The following is a 13,682-nucleotide window of genomic DNA, read 5'->3' as shown; positions in this document are numbered from 1 at the left end:
TAATTATCAAAATATAAAGCTCGTGAAAAATCGCCGATCCAACACTTTTTTATTCGCAGACGCCGAACCTAATTGTGTAGGTAGTTAAGGGCGGAGTTTAGCGCTAGAATTCGCGCATAAGACCATTTTTGACGTTCGGGAATCATTTTCTGCAAACCTTTAGATGCGGGTTCACTCAAGCGCCCTCTGGTAGTACAAACAGATTCAACAAACCCGCCTCAAATCAATGATATAACCCGCTAGTGACATTTTATAAAAGGTGATTTAAAAGCTCAATCAATAAAGTAGAATTATGAACGATTCTCGATTAGTAAAAATCAGCAGATATCTCAGCAAACACCTGCGTCACGCGCCCTCGCGCATCGGCATTGAACTCGCTCCCGGTGGCTGGGTTTCTGTTAGCGAACTCCTCGATGCGTGCCAAAAAAATAACTTTCCAGTTCAGCTTGCAGAACTCACCACAGTAGTCGCGCAAAACGACAAGCAGCGCTTTTCATTCGACTCCACAGGCACTCTAATTCGTGCTAACCAAGGACACAGCGTAGAGGTTGACTTGCAGTTAGAACCCGCTGTTCCCCCGGATATTTTATATCACGGAACAGGTAGCACTGCCGTCGAGTCTATTCTCAGTCAAGGAATTAGGAAAATGTCGCGACATCATGTTCATTTGTCGGTGAATATCCAAACGGCGCGCCAAGTAGGTGCAAGACATGGCATCCCGACAGTCTTTACTGTAGATGCCGCAGCCATGCAACGCGACTGTCATACATTTTACTGTTCGGCTAACAAAGTTTGGCTAGTAGATTTTGTGCCGCCCGCTTATCTCAAAATAAGTTGAGAAATTTCACTTTTTTTGTAGAATGTGTACCACAAAAACTGTAAAATAAGAGTAACTAGGAGTTTTGCAAAATGAGTGCGGAAGATATGGGCGATCGCGAAAACAATTTTCATCAAAGCAATTCTCAAAATAGAGGTCTGCTAGGCTCTGGTTGGCGACCTTTTTACCGTCAATTTGATTGGGAACACCTGGCACATTTAGCGTCTAGTGACCCCTTAGAACTAGCTCAAAAAACTTTAGGGGCAGCTAGCGACATTGCCGACGCCATGGGACGGCACCAATATACCTGGTGGGCAAATATTTTAAATGTCTTCTCGGAAAATACTCGCTACGAAATTGATGAGTTTTGGGATTACATTACTCCGCAGCCAGTTTACCCTGATTACCGCTACAAAGACATTTTAGCTACCGAAACGCCAGTGGTACAATTGGTCAGCCGCGCTAGCATTCCTATCGACTACGTTCTCAACAAACTCCAAGAGATTACTGTTTTCAAAGTTCTGGCTTTGCTAGGGAAACCGGATGCAATTACCCAGTCTTTTATGGAGCGACATTTTTCTTATCCCCCGGAGCGATTTGTTAGCTGGGAACGCTTGGAAGTTTTGGGTACTGTTTATGCTTCTTGGGCTCGATTCGGCTGCTGGCTACAAATTGAGAGTTACGACAGGGGAAGACGCTGTTACACTCTGATTTGCCAAGATATTGCGCCGCTCGTTAGCAAGGCAACTTATAATTTAGCGGTGATTCTGGGCGGGTACAAAAGCCGCGTCGGACAGGTTCACAGCCAGTTCCCAATTCGCACGTTTTCTGCGGAGGTTCAAAGTTTTACCGATACAGTTCAGCAGGCAATTTTGGATCAAAATCAGTTGGCTGTTTTGGTTAGTGGCGAACCGGGAACGGGCAAAACTGCTTGGACGCAAGCGGTAGCAAAGGAAATTTTAGTGCCGCTGGGTTATGTGATTTTTATCTTAGACCACGATGCTGTGGAAAATTTTGTGCCACCGAGTTATTTGGAGCGGATTTGTATTATTATCAATGAGGCTGATAATTTGGCTCAAGATCGATCGACCCCAGAAGCCCAACGCACTAACAAAACTGAACATATTTTGAGTTTGCTGGATGGAACTTTGTATCAAAGCGTCATCGACGATCAAGGGATTCAATTTCAGCAAAAACTCGTAGTTTTGATGACTTGCAACACCACTGAAAGATTAGATCCTGCAATGTTACGGAAAGGGAGAGTGGATTTTACCAGTGAATTTACGCACAAATTTGTTTGAGCGCTCTCTTGCATTCTTAAGCGATCGGGCGATCGCACTGGCTACACGATCTCATACCATGTTCGATGTGGGATTTTCAATTAAAGAATTGGGAATGACTGAGGAAGCTCATGGTTTGGATCGCGGGTCTACAGTTGCATTCTTTTGGGAACTTGTATAAAATACCGAACAATCACCAGGAAATCTTCTGAATATCAAAGTTTGGGGGAAACTTTCTTGAGTACCTATAGACCATTAGTGTCAACAATCGCCTAAAACCCTTTTTCTCTCTCGTTTTTTGCCTAGTCTCGCTGCCCTCTTGCGCCCCGGAATAGTCGCGGGAGACAAGAGAGCACTCCAGTCCCCTCCGACTATTATTCGGAGGGCGCCAGCGCGATCTATGCCTAATCCTCAAACAGCAACCGGGCACTAGCTTTGGTCTTAAGTAGATAGCAATGCCTATAGACATATCCCCATCAAAAATGATATCAATGATGGGTGATACCCTCTAAGGGTATCGTCCGAGAGAGCAAATCAGGGGAAAATAGCATTTTTGGTCTCAAACAGAATTTTTCAAACTTGACAGCTATGGAGGAAATCCCAAACCGTGCACACTAAGCCAGTTCAGCAAAAAAGTCAGGGACTGGGAAGGTACGTTGACGGGACTTTCCCGATCGCCCAACAACCTGCAGAGGCAGCCGTGTCCGAGAGTAAAGAGCGATTTCGGCGGTTTGTGGAGCGCTCCGCCGAGGCCGTGGCAATGGTAGATTGTGAAATGCGCTATCTGTCGGTTTCTCGTCGCTGGGAAACAGATTGGGGGTTGGGCGACGGCGAGGCCATCGGCCGATCTCATTGGGAACTGTTCCCGAATCTCCCGGAATATTGGGAGCAAAATGCCCAGGCTTGTTTGAGGGGAGTTTTGGAATACAGCGAGTTTGTGGCAGGGCGATCGATCGCATCTGTATCAGGAAAAAGCGCAAGCGGCTGTGTCAGCGAGTCGGTAAGATGGGTATTTCAGCCTTGGAAAAATAGCGAAGGTGCGATCGGCGGTTTGATTTTGTTTGCATCTAAGATAGCTGAGGCTCCCGCTCAAACCAATTGCTATAATAAATTTCAGTCCGAGGTCAAAAGAAAGCAGTTAGAAACAATACCAAAACTAACTCAAATTGCCCTCGAAAATGCTGCTGATACAATCTTTTTTAGTACCTCCGACGGTCAAATTTGCTACGCGAACAAAGCCGCTTGCCATCTTTTCGGCTACTCGGAATCGGAACTGCTAAACATGAGAGTTAGCGACATCGATTCGCATTTGCCAGCATCGGATTGGCGAGAACACTGGGATCAACTCAAGCAGCAAACCAACCTCACTTTTGAAACCAGTTACAAAACCAAAGACGGCGCCAGTTTTTCCGTCGAAGTTAAAGTCAATTATTTAGAATACGGCGGGTGCGAATACCGCTGCGCGATCGCCCGCGACATTTCCGCTCGCCTCGCAGCAGAATCAGCGCTCGTACAGGCAAAAGAGCAACTTCAAGCCGTTTTGGACGCCGTGCCCGGATTAGTTTCTTGGGTAAGTTCCGATTTGCGCTACTTGGGAGTAAACCGACATTTAGCTAGCGCTTATAAAATGCCGTCCGAACTATTTATCGGTCAAAAAGTAGGTTTTTTAGATACAAGTCCTAAATTTAACGATTTAGTATACGATTTCTTTGGCAGCCATAAAAAGAAGACATCTCAAGAAGTAACAGCGAGCATCAGAGGAGAAAATAAAACTTATCTAATAGTGGCTCAAAAATACCATAACAATACGGCGGCGGTATTTGTGGGATTGGATATTACAGACAGCAAACAGTCTCTTTTAGCTTTGCAAGAATCCGAAGAACGCCTGCGACAAGAAGCGTCTAAATTAGAGCAGACGCTGTTAATTTTGCAGCAAACTCAAACTCAACTGATTCAAACAGAAAAGATGTCATCCCTGGGGCAGTTAGTAGCAGGAATAGCGCACGAAATAAACAATCCAGTTAGTTTTATTTCCGGCAATGTCAGCCACGCCACGGGCTACATTCAAGAACTGCTGCGAACGATCGACCTTTACCAAAAGTATTATCCCCATCCCGTGCCGGAAATTCAAGATTTGATTGAAGAATTAGACTTAGACTTCATCAAAAAAGACTTGCCAAAACTGCTAAATTCAATGAAAGTCGGTTCTGAAAGGATTCGCGATGTCGTGCGATCGCTCCGTTTGTTCTCGCGTACCGACGAAGCCCAAATGAAGCCGGCTGATATCCACGAAGGTTTGGACAGCACTTTGCTGATCTTGCAAAATCGCCTGCAAGCTAAAGGGGGACGGCCGGGTATTTCTCTAGTTAAAGAGTACGGAGATTTGCCGCGAGTTCACTGCTATCCGGGGCACTTAAACCAAGTGTTCATGCACTTGTTGACAAATGCGATCGACGCTTTGGAAGAAGGGGGGAGAAATGCCGAAAATTATGGTAAAATTCAAAATCAGTCTTACTTGTCTTCAGCCAGGTCGAGTTCTGAAATATTCAATCCCGAAATTCGGATTCGCACCTCCGTGGTAGGGGAAAACGAAGTTGCGATCGCCATTAGTGACAACGGCCCTGGCATGACTGAAGAAGTCCTCGACTGCATCTTTGACCCTTTGTTTACCACTAAATGTCCAGACACAAGCACTGGTTTGGGTCTAGCAATATCCCAGCATTTAGTAGTAGAAAAGCACGGCGGTAAGTTGCACTGTGTTTCGCGTCCGGGAGAGGGAACTGAGTTGATAATTAAAATTGCGATCGGCAACGATTAATGAGCGATTTATAACAGGCAAATAATATGGTAATCGAGTGGCTAAAATTTCAAGTGCCTCCCGAAAAGTGGGAGGCATTTATTCAGCGAGATGAAGAAGTTTGGACGGCAGGATTGAGAAGTTTACCCGGTTTTTTGGGCAAGGAAACTTGGGTAGATCCGGTACAAAATGAGGTGGTGATACTGATTCGCTGGCAAACTAGAGAGTTGTGGAAGTCGGTGTCGCAAAGCACCATAGATGAGCTGGATGCCCAAATGGGCGATTTGCAAATTGCGATCGCCGAAAGTCGCGAATATCAAGTTCGCAAGTTTTTGCATTAGTTAGTCAGCAGTCAGTTGCTCGTGTTAATTTTTGAAAGATTAATCATGCGTTTTACCTTGATTGTACCGCAGACATTGATTTGGTATTTGGTGTGAAGGGCGATCTATCTCGGTACAATCATCCCAGTGTTTGGTATTTGGTGTTAGGGGCGATCGCACCACCCCTTGCTTTCCACCTATGCAACCACAGATAACCTGGAAACTTTCGGTTCTGATTTGTTGTGCTGTGTGCGCTACCTAAACAGTGACAGACTTGGCAATTTTTGCCAGCAATCGCAACGCTTCATTGACAGAAGCTGAGTCTCGAAATATTTCTGCTACGTCTGGATCGAGAATCACAACATTACTTGATTTCATATAGGCTTCATAGTATTTGCCACGGACACCACCTGAAAAATCGTATTCAGGTCTCATCTCGTCATTAATTGTTACTTCAGGTTCCTGACTCATAGCTTTTTCTCTCTTGTCGGGTGGCTAAACGGGCGGTGATTAAACGCACTTCACCTTCTCGTTCTGTATGGGACACAACAAAAAGGCGCTGTTAATTTGACTGACCGATCGTTAAAAGACGGAACTCACCTACAGAGTGGTTAGGGTCAGAAATTGTAATAGCTAGTGGATCTCCGAAGACAGTGACAGCTTCTTCAAAAGACACACCATGCTTTTTGGCATTACTAATCGCTTTGTTTGAGTCCCACTGAAACTTCATAGATATATTCTACTCTCAAGCAGAAGAGGGAGGTTGGCAATTGCCTAGCTTACTGCTGTATTTTACTATTTAGGGCCAAATGGCGAAAATCAAAAATGTCAATGTGACTGACTTCTAGGAACTCATAGACTCTGAGGAATGTTGAACTGCTGCTGTAGCGCTGTCATAGCTCTCTCTGCTGGGATTCCTTCACCTCGATCGGACGATCGCTCTTGGTAGAATCATCGTACTGTTTGGTATTTGGTGTGAAGGGCGATCGCACTTTCATTTGAGGCGATCGCTCATCAGAAACAAGAAAGGGCGATCGCTATCTCTGCAAGCATTTCACTGTTTAGTATTTGCTTTGGTCAACAGTTTTGAGGTAAACTAGAATTGCTCAAAGTTTCTGGAGTCTGACATGGAAACAATGAAACTGATCTCGCATATTGGAAGCGATGGCATATTGCTTCTCCAAATGCCCACTGAGTTTAAAGATACTTCTGTTGAAGTGGTAGTAGTTGTACAGAGTCTACCATCAGAGGAAATTAAACCGAAGTATAACGCTTGGGGAAAACTGACTACTAAAAAATCAATTCAAGCAGCAATTGCGAGAATGGTACAACTGCGGCAAGAAATTGCCTTGGATCAAAGCTCAATCCGTTCCATGATTGAAGAAGGGCGAAGGTTTTAATGCAGTTTGTATTGGATTGTTCTGTAGCCATTAGTTGGTGCTTAGTCGATGAAGATAACGATTATGCCAATGCTATACTCGCAATGATGCCAGATTGCGAAGCATTTGTACCAGGCATTTGGTCGCTAGAAGTTGCTAATACTCTCCTGGTTGCCGAGCGACGCAACCGCATGACAACCGAGCAATCTGAGATAGCTATTACTTTGTTACAATCACTTTAAATTCAAGTTGATGAAGCTACGGATAGCAACGCACTCTCGTCAACTCTGGTGCTAGGAAGACAAGAAGGTTTAGCTGCTTATGATGCAGCTTATGAGAGAGTTAGCACTACGATTGAAATTGCCGAGCGCAACTCTTGATAATCGCTTGGCGGAAGCCGCAACTCGCTGTGATGTGGGGTTGGTAGTTGTTGGTGGAAAAATTCCAGAGACGGAGCCGTAATGCAATTGACAACAGATAGTTGCTGCATTGGTTTTATGCGATCGCACTTTCATTTTATGCGCTCGGTCATCAGAAACAAGAAAGGGCGATCGATCTTTTTTAACTCAAGCATCGCCACCCGTACAATCATCATACTGTTTGGTATTTGGTGTGAAGGGCGATCAATCTCCCTATAACCCTATCAGCGATTACCGTATAGGAATAGAGGTTAACGGAAATGTTAGAGAATTAAACTATTAATCTGTGAAGATAGATGGAACAGTAAACCCGTGCGACATCGCCAATCTTGCAGCCGCATCACTTCCGATGGCAGTCTTACCCACTTTAGTATTTTCGGGATTAATAAACACTCCAATTGATGTAGAAAAGTCGGCTTTGCGAACATCTGATCCAGTGAAAGAACTATTACTTAAGTCACATTCCATAAAATGTGATTTTCGTAGATCGCAGTGTGAAAAATTGCACTCAATAGCTGAACATTTCTCAAATTTTTTGCTACGAAGAATCAGTTTAAAAAATGATGAATAATCCAATATACAATTAAAAAACTCTGCATCAATAGCTAAACCTGCAATAGACCAATTGATTCCAATAAGCTTACAATCATCAAAGTGCGCCTCTCCAAATTCACATTGAGTGAATGAGCACATTGCCAAATCACACCCTTTGAAGCTACAGCGAGTGAATGTTACCTTAGTAAGCTTTGCTTCCAAGAAGTTGCAACCAATAAAAGTACAATTCACAAAGTCAACATTCTCAATTGCAGCACCACCAAGTTGCACTCTTTCGATAACTTGATCATCTACTGAGCTATCAGATTCTCCTTTCCAAATTATTGATGTCATAGCCTTGGACTCATCCACTCTGACTAAATTTTCTTACTTAAACAAATCCAATTTCTACTAAAACCCTATCAAGGTTTGCCATAGATAAATACCACAGCAATACGATCTTTATTCGAGCGATTTGGCGTACCTCTGTGTATGACATAACTTCGGTGAAGTATAATGTCACCCAATTTACAAGGAATGGTTGCTCGATTTGAAAATTCATCGTTAGTAATATCTGCAACTAGAGCTGATAAACGCCCTTTAGCTAGAGGATCATGGCGACGCAGTTCTTTGCCCAAGTGAGAACCAGGCAAAAACTCTAAACAACTTTCTAGTTCTGATAATATGTCCTGAAGAGGTATCCAACACGTAATGTTATCATGAACTATTGATATATCACCATAAGCTGGATCTTGATGCCAAGGCGTTTCTCCACCATTTTTTGCAGGCTTAAAGAAAGCATGAACACTGCGAAGCTCCATATCAGGATCAAATACATCTCGAATCACTTTAGTGATTGATGACTTTATAGATAAGAATGCTTCCTGCTCTCCGAATAAGTTTTCAATACTGGGTAGCCTCAATGTTTCTATCTGCTGAGATGGAACCCTTTGCCAAAACAGTTGTTGAGTAGTAGAAAAGCTTGTTTGTTTCATCTGGTCAAATACCGATAACAACTCACGATGGAGTTCAAGAAGAGATTCAGAGAGTAGTATGTCTTCTAAATGTACAAACCCCATTTGATCAAGTAATTGAAGATTTGAATTCGAGAGTTTATCTAAGCTAATCATCTTCTAACTGTAGTAATCCCTGATATTTCATGGAACAGTGCTAAATCAGTGTTTCCAATTTCTGCAGATAGCCACTTAAAATCTTGATTTTCAGCGAAATCAGCAAGCTGTTCAACAACTGACTTACCATAGGGGGTGTAAAATTTTTCCTTCTTCAGTAATCCTGAAACGCACACTCTTAGCGACTCACTAAACATATCCACAAGCTCAGTTTTTGACTGAAGATGCTGAATATACATCAGTGGAACTGCAACTATTGCAGAGTGAAGTGCTTTATCCAAAGGTCGCATCTGTCCAATTCGTACAGCAGATACAACTTTTGCATCGTCCTCTGCTAGTCGAGCAACAGGTACAGTAAAAAGCGAATTCACCATATCACAAATGAACAGATTAAGGTGCGTTGCCTCATGTAAGATCGATTCCAATAGGTCTGAGGCATTCCACGAATCAGAGGGACTAACGCAAACAACTCCAAAGAGATGAGAGCCTGAACCGCCGCCAACTCTCTCAGATTTTAAAAATACAACATCAGTAACAAGTAGGTTTACTATAAACCACAGCCTATAGTCGAGGTCTTTCAGTAAATCCATAGACTCTGCTGTAAGCTTTGTAAAATGATCTCGTTGATCAGAAGAAAGCGATTCTATGCCGTAGAAGATTTCCTGGAAAACTCCTGATGAGCGAATAAAACCACCTAGATTACCATCTTCAAAGGTGACTTTATATGATAAGTCAGGTGGAGGAATCACCCTCATAGAGCGAACAACTTTACGGTAATCAATTCCAATATCAGTAAATCCAGATGGAACAGTTCCAAGGCTCTCACGAATCAATCTAACGACATTTGTGGAAGTATGAAAGTAGTTGAGAAAGTACATTTTGATTAAGCATTCTAATGGATATAGCTACGAAAAAACTGAAAAGATCCTTCACTGTAGTCTCTCTTCAAAACAAATAGGCTAAATTCTTCCCATCTTAAGAATTTAATCCATAGTTCCCAATTGAGGAACTATGGAAATTTTTTCTGCTCCCCAAAAACAGGGACAAACATTGGAATTTATGTCCAACCGCCCATCATAGATACATTTGCTTCGTCAAGAAACCTCGAAAGAGATTGACAGACAGAGTTTTTGGTAGACAAGGAATCTTGTGAAAGAGCTTGAAGTAAGTTATCAATTTGCTGCTCGTTCAAATCCTGTGTAAGAATTTCATCAGCGTTATTAGTAGGCAAATTCAGGTCATTCTGAACATAACTGGTATTCATCATCATTTCTCCAAGGGTTGTGATACTTTGCTTTCCCACTATTAATTAGAACGCCAAGGCGGTCTAACACACCGTTACAAGGTAGAAAACGGCAAGCGTTTAATCCCTAAATTAACTCTTTAATACTTCTTCCATAATACTTATAAATAAAAGCTTGGCAACTCAAAAAATGTTCAACTTTGTCCCGATGCCCGTCTCCTCGTCCACCTCATTTAATGTACTTTTGTACACAAATGTAGAAAAATATATTAAACTGTTCCCAAATGTGAGCTATAATACAAAAAATAATCCATCTTCCTGGCTAAATGAATATTAAAGAAATGTTAAAATTAGCTGATGAGATAGTATTTGCTAAAACAGGTCAACACCTTGACGATTTACAAGCAGCGGTACTCCGGGGAACTCTACAACGCGAGACATACAAGCACATAGCCAAAAAATTTGAGTGTTCGGAAAGTAGTGTTCGGAAAGTAGGTTCAGAACTATGGAAAATACTTTCAGAAGAGTTTGGAGAAGATGTTAATAAAAATAATTTTCAATCGGCAATGGAGAGGTTCCAAGTCTCTAATGTTTCAAATTTTGCACAAAACGTCAGCGAACAACACATCAGTGGTAGTTTTAACACCTGTGGAGAAGCTAGACACCCCCCAGATATATCAACGTCACATCCAGATAATGACGAAACAGCTAACACAAAACCAACCAAAACTCTACATCAAGATTTAAGCGAGATGCCGGAGTTGGGTAATTTCTTCGATCGCACCCCCTCTCTTAACACCCTCACAACCTGGATTCTACAACAAAACTGCCGCCTCATCACCCTCACCGGTATCAGCGGAATCGGCAAAACATCCCTAGCAGTACAACTCGTAAAACAAATCAAAGACGAGTTTGAGTACGCAGTTTGGTACACGCTAGACGAATTCCCCACCATAGATAAATTTCAATCCAACCTAACACAGCTTTTTTCCCAGTCAGAAAACCCTGATTCATCCCCAACAAACCAGAAACGCTTACCGCTGATTAAGTATTTACAAAACCATCGCTGTTTAGTAGTCTTGGATGACATTCACAACCTTTTCTGTAGCGGCGAATTAGCCGGAAAGTATAAACCAGACTACCAAGAATATCGCTCCCTATTCAAACAAATAGAAAAATTATCCCATCCCTGTTGCTTTCTGCTAATCGGTTGGGAACCGCCGAAAGAAGTTCCTCAACTCACCAGCGAAAATACTCCCATTCGTACTTTACAACTCCCTGGTTTAGACACCGCAGCCGCCGGAGAAATTCTCAGAGATAAAGGATTAGCAGAAATCGATAACTGCGAAGCACTCATTCAGCGCTACCAAGGCAACCCGTTATGGTTAAAAAGCGTGGCGACTCTGATTCAAGAGTTGGGAATCGGCGCGACTGAGGTATTAATAGATGATACCATATTGTTACCCGAAGATTTGAAAGATGTTTTACAACAGCAGTACGATCGCACTTCCGAACTAGAAAAACAAGTCATGTCATTGTTAGCGACAGAAAACCAGCCAGTCAACTTCGCCAACTTGCTACAAAACGGACAAATATCATCATCCGATTTGCTAAACGCATTGCAATCTCTATCGCGGCGCTGCTTGCTCGAAAAAGAAGCAAGTCTTTACACTTTGTCACCTGTACTGAAGCAGTATATCAAAACTCGACGATCGCACTTAACAAACATCGACAGTGAATAAACATTTCAAACAACACCGCTTGTCAACTCTTGTTTCCTCAAATTCGGCAACAATGCCAAAACATCCAAATACCACCACCAACGCTGAGGTGTAATCTCCTCAAATTTGCGCTTCTGGGCTAAATCCACAAATCTCGACAACTCCTCATAAAACTCCATTGCTTGTTCAACTAACCGTCGATCGGCATTTGCTAATAAACCTTTCTCTTCCTCACTCAGTTGAGATTCAACTTTTGCCAACTCATCTCTAAGTTGCAACATTTCTAAATGTTCAGCCCCACTCACATCAGGAAATTCAACCATTACACAATAGTTTTTTACCAAAGTATTCATAACAAATCCTTAACTAAACCTACATAAATAAACATTGAATTAGCCAGGTAGCTTTCCGGTTCCTTTGGAGGAAAAGCCGTTTCTAAAACTCCATCCAAGCCCATCATTACCCGCCATATTGTGTTGTTTACACTGCTGGCAACTGTCGGATAAAATGTTTGTCCGTAAGCATACACATAAACTTTAGCGTCAGCATCCCTAACAATAAAACTGATAAGTCTATTATATTCTTCAAGGGTCGCGTCCGGCCCTAAATGGCCTAAATTAATCCTTTTGAGTAAATGAGACATTGCTTTTCCAGGTTTCCAGAGAATTCCGTCTCTCACCCGCTCAATTGCCTGCACAACCTCTAATTGCCTACCTTCGTCAAAAATCAACTTTAACCTTATCTGAGAAAAACTGAACTGCAAACAAATATATCATAACCTATTGGGCATTATGGCAAAATTCCTACAAAACGGACAAATATCATCATCAGATTTGCTAAACGCCTTGCAATCTCTATCGCGGCGCTGTGCGATCGAAAAACAGGAAAGTGGGTGGGGGCGGGTTTACGAGATTGTTCGTTTTAGGCAATTATTGTTGGTGAACCCGCCCCTACAAATTTTTGACAGAGGGTAAGATTTCAGTTAGACCCAATCCGGCTTAAATACCTCCTTTATTTCTTAGTCTGCAGAGGCAGACTTTGTTTGACAAGAAGCGGTTGAAACCGCCCCATCATAAAGGGTGGTGACTGTGTTATCATAGAATACAAAACTTATTGAGTCGAGTTATATGACCACAATAACTACAGTCACAACAGCCTCAAAACTCGCTGATTACTACATCTGGTTGGCGAATGATGTAGGCTCCTATCTCAGCAACCACAAGCTACAAAAACTCTTGTACTACGCCCAAGCATGGTATTTAGCCTTTGAAGATACACCGCTTTTTGATGAAGATTTTGAAGCTTGGGTGCACGGGCCAACTATCCCGGCTTTATTTTATGAATACAAAGAACAATTTGACTGGAAGCCAATTCTGAAAGAAGTCGAAAAACCCGAATTTCCCCAAGAAGTACAAGAGTTTTTAGACGAGTTATCCGACGAATATTTCTTTTGCGATGCCTATGAGTTAGAATTGATGGTGCGCCGCGAAGACCCTTGGATTAATGCTAGAGGTGATTTGCCAAAAGATGAACCTTCTCATGCTATTATTACCAAGGAATCAATGAGAGAATTTTACAAAAGCCGTGTCATCGAAGAAAATTAAGAAAGCAGATATACGCCGCCAGGAATCTTTATCTAGCATCAATCGTCTCGATGTAAAAATACCGGAAGGAATTAGTTTTTCTTTCAGGTATTATCAGGATGACAAAGATAAGTTTTCAATTGGCGGTAGAGATGCTAAGTATCTAGCATCTTTACTGAGAAGGCTGCGCGATTTGTCACAATTGAACGCTCAAGAAATTATCAATAATCAAAGTAAAAGTCTGCGCTGTCATGGCATAGTTTGGAAAAATACTACTGAACCTAATGGCTTTGGGATTCCCAATGAAGATATCCTAATCAATATCCCCTACCAGTTTCAAATATCTGCTAATGAATACGGCAGAGTGCATGGATTTTTTAGTGAAAATGTTTTTTATATTGTCTGGCTAGACCCAGACCACAATCTTTACAGTTGAAATTATAGCCGAAGGAAGAAGGA

Annotated in this window: 20 protein-coding genes; 11 read left to right on the top strand and 9 right to left on the bottom strand. The window is 42.3% G+C overall.

Translation table 11 applies throughout. The features are described 5' to 3' along the window. The first annotated feature begins 292 nt into the window (after positions 1–292). The 5 genes from QUB35_RS13705 (at position 293) to QUB35_RS13685 (ending at position 5,235) form a co-directional block, all read left to right on the top strand. A complete protein-coding gene (locus QUB35_RS13705; protein WP_333142424.1) occupies positions 293–838 on the top strand; it encodes an RNA 2'-phosphotransferase in 546 nt (181 codons plus the stop codon). Between the two features lie 71 nt (positions 839–909). Beyond that, complete coding sequence (locus QUB35_RS13700; protein ID WP_333142423.1) at positions 910–2,118, top strand: AAA family ATPase; 1,209 nt, start codon at positions 910–912, stop codon at positions 2,116–2,118. Beyond that, positions 2,093–2,278, top strand: coding sequence for a hypothetical protein (locus tag QUB35_RS13695; protein WP_333142422.1), 186 nt, complete (start codon positions 2,093–2,095; stop codon positions 2,276–2,278). Before QUB35_RS13700 ends, QUB35_RS13695 begins: the two co-directional genes overlap by 26 nt. Before the next feature lie 426 nt (positions 2,279–2,704). Continuing rightward, positions 2,705–4,915, top strand: a complete 2,211-nt coding sequence (locus QUB35_RS13690; RefSeq protein WP_333142421.1) for a PAS domain S-box protein — start codon at positions 2,705–2,707, stop codon at positions 4,913–4,915. 26 nt (positions 4,916–4,941) lie between these two features. Continuing rightward, complete coding sequence (locus tag QUB35_RS13685) at positions 4,942–5,235, top strand: TIGR03792 family protein (protein ID WP_333142420.1); 294 nt, start codon at positions 4,942–4,944, stop codon at positions 5,233–5,235. A gap of 237 nt (positions 5,236–5,472) precedes the next feature. On the opposite strand, the gene QUB35_RS13680 is transcribed toward QUB35_RS13685, so the two are convergent. Further along, positions 5,473–5,685, bottom strand: a complete 213-nt coding sequence (locus QUB35_RS13680; RefSeq protein WP_106147613.1) for a hypothetical protein — start codon at positions 5,683–5,685, stop codon at positions 5,473–5,475. Between the two features lie 91 nt (positions 5,686–5,776). Next, a complete protein-coding gene (locus QUB35_RS13675) occupies positions 5,777–5,944 on the bottom strand; it encodes a BrnT family toxin (RefSeq protein ID WP_333142419.1) in 168 nt (55 codons plus the stop codon). Between the two features lie 406 nt (positions 5,945–6,350). On the opposite strand from QUB35_RS13675, the gene QUB35_RS13670 reads away from it, so the two are divergent. Beyond that, positions 6,351–6,614 carry a hypothetical protein gene (locus tag QUB35_RS13670; RefSeq protein ID WP_333142418.1) on the top strand — a complete coding sequence of 88 codons (264 nt, stop codon included), beginning with the start codon at positions 6,351–6,353 and terminating at the stop codon, positions 6,612–6,614. Continuing rightward, positions 6,614–6,835: a type II toxin-antitoxin system VapC family toxin gene (locus QUB35_RS13665; protein ID WP_333142417.1), complete on the top strand. Its 222-nt coding sequence runs from the start codon at positions 6,614–6,616 to the stop codon at positions 6,833–6,835. The genes QUB35_RS13670 and QUB35_RS13665 overlap by 1 nt, the downstream gene beginning before the upstream one ends. A gap of 89 nt (positions 6,836–6,924) precedes the next feature. On the opposite strand, the gene QUB35_RS13660 is transcribed toward QUB35_RS13665, so the two are convergent. The 5 genes from QUB35_RS13660 to QUB35_RS13640 all read right to left on the bottom strand — a co-directional run bounded on the left by QUB35_RS13660 (position 6,925) and on the right by QUB35_RS13640 (position 9,940). Beyond that, the gene (locus tag QUB35_RS13660) at positions 6,925–7,083 is read right to left on the bottom strand and encodes a hypothetical protein (RefSeq protein WP_333142416.1); all 159 of its coding nucleotides are present in this window, start codon (positions 7,081–7,083) and stop codon (positions 6,925–6,927) included. 208 nt (positions 7,084–7,291) lie between these two features. Beyond that, positions 7,292–7,900, bottom strand: a complete 609-nt coding sequence (locus tag QUB35_RS13655) for a pentapeptide repeat-containing protein (protein WP_333142415.1) — start codon at positions 7,898–7,900, stop codon at positions 7,292–7,294. Positions 7,901–7,968: 68 nt separating this feature from the next. Next, entirely contained in the window at positions 7,969–8,676 is a 708-nt protein-coding gene (locus QUB35_RS13650; protein ID WP_333142414.1) for a phytanoyl-CoA dioxygenase family protein, read from the bottom strand. After that, complete coding sequence (locus QUB35_RS13645; protein ID WP_333142413.1) at positions 8,673–9,554, bottom strand: aKG-HExxH-type peptide beta-hydroxylase; 882 nt, start codon at positions 9,552–9,554, stop codon at positions 8,673–8,675. Before QUB35_RS13645 ends, QUB35_RS13650 begins: the two co-directional genes overlap by 4 nt. A gap of 179 nt (positions 9,555–9,733) precedes the next feature. Beyond that, complete coding sequence (locus QUB35_RS13640; RefSeq protein ID WP_333142412.1) at positions 9,734–9,940, bottom strand: hypothetical protein; 207 nt, start codon at positions 9,938–9,940, stop codon at positions 9,734–9,736. A 305-nt stretch (positions 9,941–10,245) separates the two neighbouring features. Between QUB35_RS13640 and QUB35_RS13635 the strand changes: the two genes are divergently transcribed. Next, positions 10,246–11,661: an ATP-binding protein gene (locus QUB35_RS13635; RefSeq protein ID WP_333142411.1), complete on the top strand. Its 1,416-nt coding sequence runs from the start codon at positions 10,246–10,248 to the stop codon at positions 11,659–11,661. Positions 11,662–11,666: 5 nt separating this feature from the next. Here QUB35_RS13635 and QUB35_RS13630 read toward each other — a convergent pair whose 3' ends face one another. Both QUB35_RS13630 and QUB35_RS13625 read right to left on the bottom strand, forming a co-directional pair. Further along, positions 11,667–11,993, bottom strand: a complete 327-nt coding sequence (locus QUB35_RS13630; RefSeq protein ID WP_333142410.1) for a hypothetical protein — start codon at positions 11,991–11,993, stop codon at positions 11,667–11,669. Beyond that, positions 11,990–12,370: a hypothetical protein gene (locus QUB35_RS13625; protein WP_333142409.1), complete on the bottom strand. Its 381-nt coding sequence runs from the start codon at positions 12,368–12,370 to the stop codon at positions 11,990–11,992. The genes QUB35_RS13630 and QUB35_RS13625 overlap by 4 nt, the downstream gene beginning before the upstream one ends. Before the next feature lie 61 nt (positions 12,371–12,431). On the opposite strand from QUB35_RS13625, the gene QUB35_RS13620 reads away from it, so the two are divergent. The 3 genes from QUB35_RS13620 (at position 12,432) to QUB35_RS13610 (ending at position 13,659) form a co-directional block, all read left to right on the top strand. Next, positions 12,432–12,614 carry a hypothetical protein gene (locus QUB35_RS13620; protein WP_333142408.1) on the top strand — a complete coding sequence of 61 codons (183 nt, stop codon included), beginning with the start codon at positions 12,432–12,434 and terminating at the stop codon, positions 12,612–12,614. Positions 12,615–12,767: 153 nt separating this feature from the next. Next, a complete protein-coding gene (locus tag QUB35_RS13615) occupies positions 12,768–13,244 on the top strand; it encodes a type II toxin-antitoxin system antitoxin SocA domain-containing protein (protein WP_333142407.1) in 477 nt (158 codons plus the stop codon). Beyond that, positions 13,225–13,659, top strand: a complete 435-nt coding sequence (locus QUB35_RS13610) for a hypothetical protein (RefSeq protein ID WP_333142406.1) — start codon at positions 13,225–13,227, stop codon at positions 13,657–13,659. Before QUB35_RS13615 ends, QUB35_RS13610 begins: the two co-directional genes overlap by 20 nt. The last annotated feature ends 23 nt before the right edge of the window (positions 13,660–13,682 follow it).

It is taken from the genome of Microcoleus sp. B13-B6 (assembly GCF_036705405.1).
Classification (GTDB): Bacteria; Cyanobacteriota; Cyanobacteriia; order Cyanobacteriales; family Microcoleaceae; genus Microcoleus.
Note: the sequence above shows the minus strand (reverse complement) of the source record. Positions and strands in the feature narration are given on the sequence as shown.

Excerpts from the sequence above, each read along its gene's own strand:
- QUB35_RS13705 (WP_333142424.1), top strand. The coding sequence starts at position 293 with ATGAACGATTCTCGATTAGTAAAAATCAGCAGATATCTCAGCAAACAC.
- QUB35_RS13700 (WP_333142423.1), top strand. The coding sequence starts at position 910 with ATGAGTGCGGAAGATATGGGCGATCGCGAAAACAATTTTCATCAAAGC.
- QUB35_RS13685 (WP_333142420.1), top strand. The coding sequence starts at position 4,942 with ATGGTAATCGAGTGGCTAAAATTTCAAGTGCCTCCCGAAAAGTGGGAG.
- QUB35_RS13680 (WP_106147613.1), bottom strand. The coding sequence starts at position 5,685 with ATGAGTCAGGAACCTGAAGTAACAATTAATGACGAGATGAGACCTGAA.
- QUB35_RS13675 (WP_333142419.1), bottom strand. The coding sequence starts at position 5,944 with ATGAAGTTTCAGTGGGACTCAAACAAAGCGATTAGTAATGCCAAAAAG.
- QUB35_RS13670 (WP_333142418.1), top strand. The coding sequence starts at position 6,351 with ATGAAACTGATCTCGCATATTGGAAGCGATGGCATATTGCTTCTCCAA.
- QUB35_RS13665 (WP_333142417.1), top strand. The coding sequence starts at position 6,614 with ATGCAGTTTGTATTGGATTGTTCTGTAGCCATTAGTTGGTGCTTAGTC.
- QUB35_RS13660 (WP_333142416.1), bottom strand. The coding sequence starts at position 7,083 with ATGCAGCAACTATCTGTTGTCAATTGCATTACGGCTCCGTCTCTGGAA.
- QUB35_RS13655 (WP_333142415.1), bottom strand. The coding sequence starts at position 7,900 with ATGACATCAATAATTTGGAAAGGAGAATCTGATAGCTCAGTAGATGAT.
- QUB35_RS13650 (WP_333142414.1), bottom strand. The coding sequence starts at position 8,676 with ATGATTAGCTTAGATAAACTCTCGAATTCAAATCTTCAATTACTTGAT.
- QUB35_RS13645 (WP_333142413.1), bottom strand. The coding sequence starts at position 9,554 with ATGTACTTTCTCAACTACTTTCATACTTCCACAAATGTCGTTAGATTG.
- QUB35_RS13640 (WP_333142412.1), bottom strand. The coding sequence starts at position 9,940 with ATGAATACCAGTTATGTTCAGAATGACCTGAATTTGCCTACTAATAAC.
- QUB35_RS13635 (WP_333142411.1), top strand. The coding sequence starts at position 10,246 with ATGAATATTAAAGAAATGTTAAAATTAGCTGATGAGATAGTATTTGCT.
- QUB35_RS13630 (WP_333142410.1), bottom strand. The coding sequence starts at position 11,993 with ATGAATACTTTGGTAAAAAACTATTGTGTAATGGTTGAATTTCCTGAT.
- QUB35_RS13620 (WP_333142408.1), top strand. The coding sequence starts at position 12,432 with ATGGCAAAATTCCTACAAAACGGACAAATATCATCATCAGATTTGCTA.
- QUB35_RS13615 (WP_333142407.1), top strand. The coding sequence starts at position 12,768 with ATGACCACAATAACTACAGTCACAACAGCCTCAAAACTCGCTGATTAC.